Annotated in this window: 1 protein-coding gene; it reads left to right on the top strand. The window is 38.6% G+C overall.

Annotated features, from left to right (window positions below):
- Positions 1-879 precede the first annotated feature (879 nt).
- A partial coding sequence (locus H6S82_RS29580; protein WP_191057204.1) for a cache domain-containing protein occupies positions 880-2336 on the top strand: 1457 nt, incomplete at its 3' end.

Genomic DNA, 2336 nt, shown 5'->3' with positions numbered 1-2336 from the left:
CCTGTTAACGCTGTTTGGGTATGTTCCCGGACTGGTTCACGCCATATGGGTAATCGCGAAAAAATAAGAGATTTTAATATCTCAAACTTGATAAAAATCAAGCCAATCAATCAATTTAACATTTTTGGTTTTACATTGACCCCACTGGCAAATTTTTGACTGCCTTTTAGGGTTATTTCTATAGGCTTGACATACTGTATGCAATTTTTCTGCCCATCCAAAATGTAAAATCAAAAATGTAAAATAGGCTCTTTGTGAGATAGAGAACCTCAGCGTGCGATCGCCAGACAAAAAAGATGCAATCCACTTTTTTAGCTAGGAGTATAACCATTATCTCCTGTCCCTTTGCATCTATTTTCTGCAAAAGACAGGGAGAAAGACTTTTCTTTCTCTCTGTTTTTCTCTGGAAGTAGAGCAACGGATTGCTGGCCGGCAAGAAATACTTCCTTTCCGGCTTGGACATCAAAACGGGATAGCGATCGTCAGCCTATCGTTCCAGGCTACCTCAACCGCAATATTTCGCCGAAAAGCTGCCGATTGCAGCGATTTTTCACCTCAATGCCGATTTGCGATCGCTTCCAGCTTAAAATAAAGATACAAGTCAACTTCAAATTAAAATAATACCAAAATAAAGTTGACTAGCGAGTAACTTTCCGCTATGACAATATAAACAACTTTTTCTCTTCTGAGGTCGATTATGTTTAAGTCCTTTGATTAAAATCTACCCACTTAAAGTAGAAGATTCTCCCGCTCTACCCAGATGGCGAGTACTTGAACAGAAGCGATATTAGTAAGAAATGAATCGCCTTTTAATTTGAGGCATTAAGTTGTTTAGAGCCAATCAAAAACCGCTCTATCCGAAATTTAAAAGTTAGCCAAATGATAGAAATTCGCCAGAAAAAGTTTACCCCAATTCTCCTCATACTAATAGCAGCAGGTTATCTAGGTAATTATTTTAGCCTGTCAATGTTTTTTGGCGTAGATTTTCTCTTTGGCAGTATTCCAGTATTGCTGGTAGTGAGACTGTTCGGCGTAGGCTGGGGGACACTAGCAGCTATCTTGGCTAGCTGGCATACAGTGGTACTGTGGAACCATCCATATGCGGCAATTATTCTGATATGCGAAGCTATTTTTATCGGTTTTTCATTACACCGTTACAGCAAAAATATGCTGTTTTTGGATGGAATTTACTGGTTGCTAATCGGTATGCCATTGGTGTGGATATTTTATGCAGGCGCATTGCAAGTGGATACGATGCAAACATTACTGATCGCGCTCAAACAATCTGTCAATGGCATATTTAACGCCTTAGTTGCCAGCCTGATATTGACCAACTTACCAATTCAAAAATGGATAGCTATTCCCCAGGCAAAAAATACTATATCATTTCAACAAACTTTATTAAACTTGTTCGTTGCTTTTGTTTTTTTTCCATCTCTCACACTCATGGTTTTGAATGGACATCGCGTTATCAAGGATATTGAGACTGGAATTAACACACAAATTATATCCACTAATCAAGAGGTAGTTGCTTATCTAGAATCTTGGTATCAGCGACGTGTAGACACGCTAGAAGAACTAGCCAAAGTTGCTGCTGAGTCCGGTACTGATATATCCGATCGCTTACAGCAAAGTACAGCCCTAATTAAGCGGATATCGCCTGCTTTCGACAATCTATATGTTACCGATGCAGGGGGTACTATCATTGCCGCTTATCCAGTAAAAAATGAGTTGGGCAGATCGATGTTAGGTCTTAATATCGCTAAAAAACATGGTTTTGAAAAAGTAAAAAAATATTTAAAAGCATTAATAACTGATGGTCATATCCATATACATGGAGAGCATGAAATTTGTTTAAATGTGCCAGTTATTGTCAATAAAAAGTTTGGGGGTGTGGTTAATGCGACAGTAGATATGAGGGACATAAGCGAACGAATGAAATCGCATATTTCCAGTCAAAATTTACAAACATACCTAATTGATAATAAAGGACGCATCATTGCTAATAGCAAATCGGAGGGAGGAGTAATCGATCGCCTAAAAAGTGGGGAGATCCGACAAAAAGATAACGGCATTTATCAGTGGCTACCCCCAAAAGAAAATTTGCCTCCTATAGTGAGATGGAAAAACTCATTTTACAGACAGGAAACCCCTGTAGGTGAAAACTTACCCTGGAAACTGGTTGTGGAAGTAGCTGCTGCACCATATATTCTCAATTTACAAAATATCTATATCAATAACCTAGCCATAATGCTTATAATTGCTGGACTGGCATTTTTATCTGCAATGCTTGTAAGTCGTAGGTTAGTTAGTCCTTTATCAAACTTAGCCGCAGA

The organism is Planktothrix sp. FACHB-1355 (genome assembly GCF_014748295.1).
Lineage (GTDB): Bacteria > Cyanobacteriota > Cyanobacteriia > Cyanobacteriales > Aerosakkonemataceae > Aerosakkonema > Aerosakkonema funiforme_A.
Note: the sequence above shows the minus strand (reverse complement) of the source record. Positions and strands in the feature narration are given on the sequence as shown.